The organism is Syntrophorhabdaceae bacterium (assembly GCA_028713955.1).
Lineage (GTDB): Bacteria > Desulfobacterota > Syntrophorhabdia > Syntrophorhabdales > Syntrophorhabdaceae > UBA5609.
In genome coordinates, this window is sequence record JAQTNJ010000122.1 from 1 (window position 1) to 9,382 (window position 9,382).

A 9,382-nucleotide genomic window follows, 5' to 3' on the forward strand; every position below is an offset into this window, starting at 1 on the left:
CAGAAAGAGGGTCAGAAATACAATAAGAAAAGCGATCTCCTTATGCACGCCATGGGCGCAAATGCAGGCGGTCAGGTTGGGTCCATAATGGCAGCGGCGGTTATGCTCTCAGTCCTGAAGGGGATGGGTATCATCTAAGAAGATTCGGTTTATGAAAAACGGCCATAAGGTCCGGAGACTAATTGAGAAACGGAGGAGAACATTATGTGGACAGATGCAGCAAGAGTAGCTGTTATAGGGTTTTCCGTAGTATTTATCACGTTATTGCTTCTTGCATTCAGCGTGAAAATCATGAGTTTCGTGTGTAAACGGATTGAGAAGAAAGGGGGTAAATGAATATGGATTCTAACCTCTTTCATGAATTACTGCTGAAAACAGGTGTCGTGCATCTTACGGTCGGCCACGTGGTCATGTGGCTCATCGGTTGTTTTTTTATATTTCTTGCCATTAAAAAGGATTTTGAGCCTCTGCTTCTTGTACCTATCGGCTTCAGTATCTTTCTCGTCAACATGCCCATTGCCCCGCTTACCGGACCTGGTGACCTTATCAACCTTTTCTTCAAATATGGACTTGAAACGGAGATCATTCCCTGTTTGATCTTCCTGGGAATCGGCGCGCTTACTGATTTTGGCCCCATGATCGCGAACCCGAAGACCCTGATCCTCGGGGCAAGCGCACAACTTGGGGTATACATTGCCTTCTTCGGCTCCATCTTTTTCGGTTTTACGCTCAAAGAGGCAGCGTGCATCGGCATCATCGGCGGTGCTGACGGTCCTACAACAATATATCTGTCGAGTTCTCTGGCGCCCCATATGATAGGCATGGTGGCAATCGCCGCATACTCGTACATGTCAATGGTCCCTCTTATCCAGCCCCCGATCATGAGGTTGCTTACAACGAAAGCGGAAAGAAAGATAAAGATGAAACAACTGCGGCCGGTAAGTAAGCTTGAAAGGATCCTCTATCCTATCGTCGCAACGGTTGTGATCTGTCTGCTTACACCCCCTGCAGCCCCGCTTATGGGCCTTTTGATGATCGGTAACCTGTTCAGGGAATGCAAGGTCGTAGACCGGTTGTTAAAGACCTCGCAGAACGAACTCCTCAACATCGTGACTATAATTCTCGGCATCGCCGTTGGTGCGACTATGAAGGCAGAGATCTTCCTGAAGCCGCAACCGATCTTTATATTCTTTTTGGGTCTTGTTGCGTTTGCATTCTCTACTATAGGAGGTTTGCTCCTTGCAAAGATAATGAATCTCTTCCTGAAAGAGAAGATCAACCCTCTTATCGGCTCCGCCGGTGTTTCGGCAGTCCCTATGGCGGCACGTGTAAGCCAGAAGGTAGGACTGGAAGCAGATCCGAAGAACCACCTCCTCATGCATGCCATGGGTCCTAATGTGGCCGGAGTTATCGGCACTGCCGTGGCGGCAGGCATGTTTCTGTCTTTGCTGAAATGAACTATTCCAATAGGGCGTTGTAAACAACGCCCTTCTATTACCGGGGCTCACGTCGCCCCCTCTGCGGGCAAAGCCCGCAGAGACTCCCCCTCGCGCCCGAGAACGGGCTATAAAAACTGCACCGGGGCTCACGTCGCCCCCTCTGCGGGCAAAGCCCGCAGAGACTCCCGCACCCGCACGCGGGTACCCGGCTCGTGAACTCGCTACGACTTATCCCGGATACGTCCAGGGCGTTGTAAACAACGCCCTTCTATTTTAACCGGGATATCGATATATCTTCGGTGGGAAAGAAGGGCCTTTTCCTTTCCGCGAGGCGTAAGAGGATAAACTCAGTGAAAGGTAATAGGTGATAGGTGTCATTGCGAGCGGAGCGCGGCAATCTCATTCAATAGATTATACCCTGAGATCGCCACGTCGCTTCACTCCTCGCGATGACAACTGAATGAAAAACCTCAACCTGATTCTTCTCGTCCTTCCGTCCTCCTCCTCACGTCTTACGATTCATGACTTACGAGATTTTTGCCAGTATCAAGTATCCTGTTTGCTAAGGCGGGTACCGGTATCAGAAAAAGAGAAAGGTTACCAGAAGAAAAACCGGTATAAGGATGACAAGAGACCATACCATGTATCCGAAAAAAGAAGGCATACTAACATCGTTTTCCTCGCATATGGCCTTTACCATAAAATTCGGACCATTTCCTATGTAAGTATTTGCACCCATCATTACAGCCCCCACGGAGATGGCTTTAAGATATACTTCAGGTACGCCGACGATAAGACCGTGTGCAATGTTTTGTGCCTGGGCAACACTTTGGGCCGATGAGAAAAAGATGAGGTATGTCGGTGCGTTATCAAGAAAGCTCGAGAGCACCCCAGTTGCCCAGAAAAACTGCCATGGTTCATTAACTCCCAGCTTGCTTCCGTTCACCTCGAGGATTTTCATTACCGGCGCCATTGTCACGAAGATACCGGCAAAGAGGACAGCTACCTCGATAATGGGGTGGTACGTAAAGGCGTTCTCTTCCCGAAGGGCGACTGACGTGAAGTATATGGAAAGGGCCAGGGCCGCAAGCATGACTATCTCTCTTAAGATTTGAGGCAAGAATAAAGAACCGAGAACCATGAGGAGAAAGATAAGGTTGATTTTACCCTTAATTTCTACCTTTTTCTGCGATACCTCATCTATCGTTTCAAGGAAGAAACTTTCATCTTCTTTTTTGATCATACAGGTATCAAAGAAATAAAAAACTGCCAGGAGAATGAAAACGGTAAATATCCAAAAAGGGAACAGCTTCATCGTCCAGACGAAAGGAACCCCTCGTAAGAAACCCAAAAAAAGCGGGGGATCACCCAGGGGGGTCAGGAGGCCGCCAATATTGGAAACAATGAATATGAAGAATACGAAGATGTGTGAAACGTGTTTCCTCCCCCTGTTGGCATGCAGCATCGGTCTTATAAGCACCATGCTTGCGCCGGTTGTACCGATAAAGCTCGCAAAGAAGGCGCCAAGAAGCAGCATGGTACAGTTTAATATCGGGGTACCTCTGGCACCCAACCTGATGACGATCCCTCCTGCAATAATAAAAAGCGACCCCAGGAGAATGATAAACGAAATGTATTCTCCGAGGACATGGACGAGAAGGGTCCATTCTTCCATAATGACGACAAACGCGGCGGGAACGACAAGGAGAAAGGTAAAAAGGCAGTAGTGCTTCGACCACCATTCGGATAGTGCGAGGGGAAAGACCGCTATGGACAAAAGCAGCACGACGAAGAATAAACAACTCCATAGAGGGAACTGCGCCGGACCGGTTTGACGGCAAGAATAAACGACGACAAGCAGAACGGCGAGATAGGCTGTCGTAACACATTTTGGCAGGATTCGCTGTTTTGTCATAAATTTAATAAAGGTTGCGTGAAAGTACTCCGAATTTCAGATTGTCTTCGATCTTCTTTAATCCTCTAACATTCCAGAGGGTCTTAAAAAGTTGTTTCTTTTCTTCCTCTCCTCCAATGATGCCTTTCACGGAGAGTATGTCCACGTCGATAGCCTCGAAGGAAATTTTGCCAAAATCACTACCAAAGTCTTGCCGTGAGAGGAGGATCTCCGCTTTTTTTTCCAAAAGCTTCTTTCTCAGAAATGTTTTTGCCTCTTCGTGATTGACGCCGGAGAAATACTTATTAGCATAGTTGCTTGATATATCGATAGCGTCGGCGAGCGATACCAAACTTGAATTGAAAGTGAGATGAAACTTCAGGGGATCGAAGAGGTCCCTGTCGAAGTAATAGCTGATAAAATTCTTTTTTGCCTTATCCTTCTTCTCGATGAGTCGCAAGGCCTCCTCGTAGGAGATGTTTTTTTCTGCCGCAATGTCCCGAATACGTTCAGATAGATTCCTCATCACCTGGATGCTGATCATACCGGGATAGTTTTCAAGGATCAGATGCGCCCCGCCCCCGACGAAGACGATGTCGCTCTTCAAGACAAAATCATAGATGCAGGCCGAGAGCGCTGTCTTGAAGGAGCTTTTCCGCGTAAGCAGATCTTTGGCACGCTGAAAAAAATTGGGGCTTGGCTCGTCCTCTATGCTTGCCAGGAGAGCTCCGGAGACCCCCGAATCGTAGCCTATATTATTGATAAACAACTCATCGGCATAAGAATAACCGAGGTTTTCGGCAAGGCGGCGGGCAAAGAGGCTGCCCGCTGAGCCATATGATCGTGAGACAGTAATAACCATCATAACGTTGTACTTTTCTGCTCAAATTAACTTTTTTTGTGAGACAAAACAAGAAAAAATAATCCCGGATACGTCTTATATCGTGAAACGTAAAAAGTAAAAAATTTTGAATATTTTACATTTTATGTCTTTCATTTTACGGGTATTTTGCTATAAGCTATGTGACAATTCCCCTTATGCCTTAAACGACCCGAGCCGAAAGAGGGCCGCTTTCAGGCGTGGGCAAATACGTTTGTTCCCGCAAGGCGCGTATTGATAGTACCACGGGTTTGCCGGTGGGAATCTTGGGAATCTACTGACAAGAGGGGTTTCATTCAATGAAGTTACGCGAGTGTCATTACATGCCCATCGAGCATGTGGTCGATAGGTTGGAGACGCGGATTGGAGAGGGCCTGACTCAGGCCGAAGCCGGGAAACGTCTGGAGGAGCATGGTCCCAATGAGCTGGCAGAGAAACCCCGGCCCGGTTTTTTCAAGATGCTCATGGCCCAGTTCAGTAATTTCCTGGTAATCATCCTGATCATCGCGGCGATTGTGTCACTTCTTCTGGGTGAGATCGTCGATGCGGTTGCGATCATGGTCATTGTCGTCCTTAATGCCATTGTGGGTGTTGTTCAGGAGTCTAAAGCGGAAGCAGCGCTTGCTGCGCTTCAGAAGATGGCAGCCCCGAATGCCCAGGTGATAAGGGACGGCCACCAGATTACCGTACCTTCAAGAGAACTGGTCCCGGGCGACATCGTCACCATAGAGGCCGGAAATTATATACCGGCAGATCTGCGTCTCATTGAAAGCATAAACCTTAAAATCGAAGAGGCATCACTTACCGGTGAGTCTGTTCCTGTAGAAAAAGATGCAAAGAGCGTTCTGGACAAGGAAATTCCCCTGGGTGACCGTAAGAATTCTGTATTCATGAGCACGGTGGTGACGTATGGAAGGGGAAGCGGAATTGTGGTTGCAACAGGCATGCACACCCAGATTGGTCTGATAGCCGAAATGCTGCAATCCTATGAAGCGGAACCGACTCCTCTCCAGAAAAAACTTGACCAGTTGGCAAAGATACTCGGGGTTGGATGCCTCGCTATCTGCTGCATCATTTTTGCGTGGGGTCTGATAAGGGACACACATTTGAGCGCAATCTTTCAGCAAGGGATATCCGCATATTTCTCTGCCGAAAAGAGGAATATTGTCAATCTTTTCATGACTGCCGTTAGCCTGGCTATAGCAGCTGTGCCCGAAGGTCTGCCTGCGGTCGTAACTATATGTCTTGCCCTTGGCATGCAGCGTATGATAAAGCGCCATGCATTGATCCGTAAATTGCCGGCCGTTGAGACACTTGGTTGCACAACAGTTATCTGCTCCGACAAGACAGGGACGCTGACACAGAATAAAATGACTGTCGTGCAGGGATGGGCTGGAGGAAAACTTTTTCAGGTATCAGGAGAAGGATATGTACCGCAAGGGGAATTTTTGCTCGATAATGTACCCTTTAATACATTTGATTATCAGGAGGCTGTTCTTTTACTCCATGGCTCATTACTCTGTAATGATGCAAAACTGGAAGAAAGCGGTGAAGAGAATGGAGCTAAAACGTGGCGGATGGTTGGAGACCCGACCGAGGGGGCCATGGTTGTCGCCGCCGCAAAGGGGGGGATATGGCGGACGGATGCGGACAGGATATTCCCTCGGGTCATGGAAATTCCCTTTGATTCTGAGAGAAAAAGGATGACAACCATTCATCGATTCCAGAGATCTGCACAACATGGCAGCGAGATTGGTTTTGATTCCCCGGAGGTAATTGCTTTTGTGAAAGGAGCACCCGATGTAATCCTTGACCTCTGTACGAGTTGTATTGAGGATGGGAAGATCGTGCCTCTCGATGCGGCAGGGAAACAGGGAATACTGAAGGTCAACAGGGGTATGGCGCAGCAGGCGCTGAGGGTTCTCGGTGTTGCCTATAGACCGATGGATAGTGTGCCCGACTCATGTGATTTTACCATTATCGAACAGAAGTTGGTTTTCGCAGGGCTTTTAGGTATGATGGACCCACCCCGGCCCGAGGTGAAGCAGGCAGTGAAAGTGGCTCATGGGGCCGGGATTAAAAGTGTTATGATTACCGGTGACTATAAGGACACCGCCGAGGCAGTGGCAAGGGAGATCGGTATACTCTCACCAGCGGGAAAGGTGTTTACCGGGGCCGAGCTTGATTCAATGAGCGATCCTGAGTTCGCAAAGGTTATCGATGATGTAAACGTGTGCTGCCGGGTCTCACCACAACACAAAACAAAGGTTGTTGATGCCTTTAAGGCAAAAGGACATGTGGTTGCCATGACGGGAGATGGTGTAAACGATGCCCCGGCACTGAAAAGAGCAAATATCGGCGTGGCCATGGGTATTACCGGGACTGACGTCTCAAAGGAGACCGCCGACATGATCCTTACCGATGATAACTACGCAAGTATTGTTTCTGCCGTAGAGGAAGGCCGGATTATCTATGCAAATATCAGAAAATTTGTCTTCTTTCTCCTGGCATGTAACATCGGTGAGGTTTTGATAGTTTTTCTCTCCATGCTTTTCGGTATGCCTGTCCCCTTCAGGCCTATCCAGTTGCTGTGGTTGAACTTAGTGACCGATGGCGCTCCTGCCCTCGCACTCGGCCTGGAAAAAGGTGAGCCCGATATCATGAAGCGTCCGCCAAGACCGACAACGGAACCGGTTATAAACAAGGATATGGCATTAGGTCTTGTTGTTATCCCGCTTGTTGATACGGTTGCGATACTTTCTGTTTTTGCAATAGGAATTATCAGGTTTCCTGAAAATCTTGCGGCTGCACGGACCATGGCGTTTATAACGCTCTGTATGTCGGAACTATTAAGGGCATATACCGCACGGTCGGAATACTACAGCGTTTTCTCAATCGGCGTTTTTTCGAACCGCTGGATGCAGCCGGGGGTTATCAGTTCGGCGTTCCTTGTCCTCATAACGGTATATGTCCCGTTTCTGAGACCGTTTTTTGGTACAACATTCCTCGGCATCAGCGACTGGATTGTAATGGCCCCCTTTATGCTTATGGCCCCCGTAGCCGCGGAGATAGTAAAGATTTTTCTGAGGAAAAGACACAGAGAGCTAAACATCAACCCGGATCGGTAAGATCATCGTAGCGATCCCGTCCCATTGCAGACGTCTCTGGATTGCAAAGGCAGTCTCGTTGTGAAGTATCCTTTGAAAAGGGTTTTCGTGTTTGAAGACCAGCTTCCCGGTAAAAACAGTGGAGTGAGGGAATTCTTTTACGGTTTTTTCCACTAATTCAGTGACAGAATCGACGACATCTGTTCCGATATCAAACCGGTAATCCGCCGGGAAACCGTGTATCCTTGTTATCTTCACGTATTTTTCAAGGCCTTCTTTTGCTGACTTTTTCAAGGCTTCCATCTCAGCAATCCCCTTAAATGAACCGGAATCAACCTCTGCTACAGAGATATAGATGTAATTCTTATATACATTGGGAAAATTTTTAACGACAGACAGCAACGTGTGCAGCCCAAAACCGCTAAAACCGCCAACAAGGAGTATCGCAGTCATGTCTTTCGGACGAACCGGATTGTTGTTATATTCCTCAGAGGGAGGTATATCGGAGAGGGTTTTTTCAAGATGGCGGATGCTTTGCCTTACTTTAGTGTAGTGCCTCTTTATTAAATAGCACAAGCCGATAATGACTGATGTTATCGCAAGCGTCACCCACCCTCCTTCACCGAATTTTTCATAAACGGTGACCGAAAGGATCGTGAGACAGAGCATCAGGCCTATGATGTGAATAACAATGTGCTGTTTCCATTTCTTATCCCTGTTTCTGTTTTTCACAAAAAACCGTGCCATACCGAACTGGGACAGGGAGAATGTAACAAAGACATTGATGGAGTACATGACGACGAGTGCAGTGATTGACCCATGGGTATAAAGAAGCAGGATTAAGGCGGCAATACCCATCAGGAGAACCCCATCCTGCATGGTCAGGCGCTCGGAGAGTGATGCAAAACGCCGTGGGAGCCAGGAGTCTATGGCCATATTGGACATAACCCTCGGTCCATCGATAAATCCTGTCTGGGCGGCAACAGCAAGAAGGGCGCCTTCTGAAAGGATGGTAACCAGGGCTACCCAGCTCCCAAAGGGCCAGTTTTTAAAAATCTCTTCAGAAAGGATTGCGTTGAGCGTTCTTCCTTCCTCGGGTCTTATCCTGAAAAGCAGGTAACAGACCAGAAGACCGCCGGCCGTTATAGCAAGGGATGTTGCCAGGTATATCATGGTTCTTTTCCCGGTTTTGACCCTTGGTTCCCGCATGATCTGCATACCATTTGAAACAGCCTCAATACCGGTGTATGTTCCGGCACCCATGGAAAATGCCCTCAGGAAAATGGCGAGAAGTCCGATCCCTCCAAGACTGGCAAGACCTGCCTGAAAATTATTCCTGATCTCCCCAACGAGAGGTTTTACCTGATTGATGTGGGTTGTAAAACCGTATCCGATAAGCAGGACGTGGGTGATAACAAAAAGTATAAAAATAGGTGCGAGTATTATCACGGATTCTTTGACTCCCCGGAGATTTAATATGACAAGAAGTATAATGAGAAATCCCACGAAAAATAACTTGTAATGATGGAAGGACAATGGCAGGAAACTGAATACGGCATCACCGCATGAGACAAGAGAGACCGTGATCGTTAACATATAATCCACGAGGAGCGCACAGCCGGAGATCACCCCCGCATTCTTGCTGATAGTATGAGTCGCTACAATGTAACCCCCTCCTCCATGAGGGAAATGTTCAATAATCCTGGTATAAGAATAGGATATGATAATAACCGTGATTGCCGATGCGATGGCGATAAAGATAGCGAGGTATGTATGGGGCCCCAATGTCCGGAATGCCTCTTCGGGACCGTATGAGGACGATGAAAGACCGTCGCCCCCAAGGCCTATCCATGCGAGTATCGGTATGAGGGATAATCTGTGGAAGATCGAGGGCTCGTTGATATTATGGGGCGTGCCTATTATTGTGCGTTTTATCTTTTCAAATAACGAACGTTGTTGCTCTGAGGGATCTTGCTCCATTCCGTCTCCTTGATGGCTGTCTTAGTTTGTTTTGTCGGGGTTAAGGTATGTATGTAGTGAACGGGATAAACATTAAAAGGTA

5 protein-coding genes are annotated in these 9,382 nt (G+C 47.8%); 2 read left to right on the forward strand and 3 right to left on the reverse strand.

Annotated features, from left to right (window positions below; translation table 11 throughout):
• Positions 1–338 precede the first annotated feature (338 nt).
• Positions 339–1,457: a sodium ion-translocating decarboxylase subunit beta gene (locus tag PHU49_10685; GenBank protein MDD5244469.1), complete on the forward strand. Its 1,119-nt coding sequence runs from the start codon at positions 339–341 to the stop codon at positions 1,455–1,457.
• A gap of 562 nt (positions 1,458–2,019) precedes the next feature.
• Here the strand turns inward: PHU49_10685 and PHU49_10690 are convergent.
• Positions 2,020–3,354 carry a sodium:proton antiporter gene (locus PHU49_10690; protein ID MDD5244470.1) on the reverse strand — a complete coding sequence of 445 codons (1,335 nt, stop codon included), beginning with the start codon at positions 3,352–3,354 and terminating at the stop codon, positions 2,020–2,022.
• Between the two features lie 4 nt (positions 3,355–3,358).
• Positions 3,359–4,198, reverse strand: coding sequence for a cytidylate kinase-like family protein (locus tag PHU49_10695; protein ID MDD5244471.1), 840 nt, complete (start codon positions 4,196–4,198; stop codon positions 3,359–3,361).
• A 314-nt stretch (positions 4,199–4,512) separates the two neighbouring features.
• Between PHU49_10695 and PHU49_10700 the strand changes: the two genes are divergently transcribed.
• Positions 4,513–7,341, forward strand: a complete 2,829-nt coding sequence (locus tag PHU49_10700; GenBank protein MDD5244472.1) for a cation-translocating P-type ATPase — start codon at positions 4,513–4,515, stop codon at positions 7,339–7,341.
• Here the strand turns inward: PHU49_10700 and PHU49_10705 are convergent.
• Positions 7,318–9,300, reverse strand: coding sequence for an APC family permease (locus PHU49_10705; GenBank protein ID MDD5244473.1), 1,983 nt, complete (start codon positions 9,298–9,300; stop codon positions 7,318–7,320). The two genes, PHU49_10700 and PHU49_10705, sit on opposite strands and share 24 nt — an antisense overlap.
• Positions 9,301–9,382: the final 82 nt, after the last annotated feature.